Raw genomic sequence first — 972 nt, forward strand, 5'->3', positions numbered from 1 at the left:
CTCTTTTTGCAATAACAATATATACTCTTTGCAACAATATTGAACTCCTCTATCCGAATGATGTATTAAAGACTCTGACCTTTTCTTCCCTTTTAAAGCCTTCTTCAAAGCCTCTAAACACCCTTCAATAGATAGACTATTACTTAAACAATATCCCACTATTCTTCTTGAATATAAATCAGTTATAAGCGATAAATACCTAAAACCTTCTAAGGTGCGAATATAAGTTATATCACTTACCCATACTTGATTTTTAGCACTCACTTCTACATCTTTAACAAGATTTGTCCACTTTCTAAAAGAATGATTAGAATAGGTCGTACGGGTATAACTCTTTTTCCTTTGAATAAGTAAATCATTATTATTCAATATCATAAAAAACTTATCTCTCCCTATTTTTGCTACCTGATGTATCTTATCTGATAACATATAATAAAGCTTCTTTCCTCCTATCTTGGGCAGTTCTCGACGTATTTCCTGTACCATCTCAATAATTATACTCTCACTGAGTGCTACCTCCTTAAACGATTTAACTGCTTTATAATGAGCTTGTCTGCTAATACCAAAACACTTGCAAAGAGCGCTTATCTTTTCTGTTTTGGAAAGTACTTCAATAACTCTTGTTCTAACTTTTTTTTTATTTCATCGCCCATTCCTGTTTCCTGACCAAGAATTTGAAAATAAGTCTTATAAACTTTATTCTCTAAAGTCGTTTCAGCAAAAGCCTCTTTAAGGGCTTTTAACTCCTTTTTAAGAGCTTGAAGCTCCCCGATTTCATCAATTGTTTCCACGCGTACTATTTTATTTAATAAGTGATCTTTGCCATACTTTTTGAGCCATTTTTGAATCGTTGTACTTCCTCCAATGCCGTACTTGCGTCGGCAGTTTTCAATACTCAATCCGTTTCTCTCAATCTCTTCTACGATACTCAACTTAAAGCAATCACTGTACCGAACTGTTTCTTTCCTCCCT

General features: G+C 33.7%; 2 protein-coding genes. Both read right to left on the reverse strand.

The genetic code is table 11. The features are described 5' to 3' along the window. On the reverse strand, positions 1–429 hold a 429-nt coding region (locus tag ACSQ7D_RS12960; protein ID WP_437136482.1), incomplete at its 3' end, for a transposase. Between the two features lie 155 nt (positions 430–584). After that, positions 585–972 (reverse strand): transposase (locus ACSQ7D_RS12965; protein WP_437136483.1); only part of this gene is annotated, 388 nt, incomplete at its 5' end.

Source organism: Capnocytophaga sp. G1920 (genome assembly GCF_051417515.1).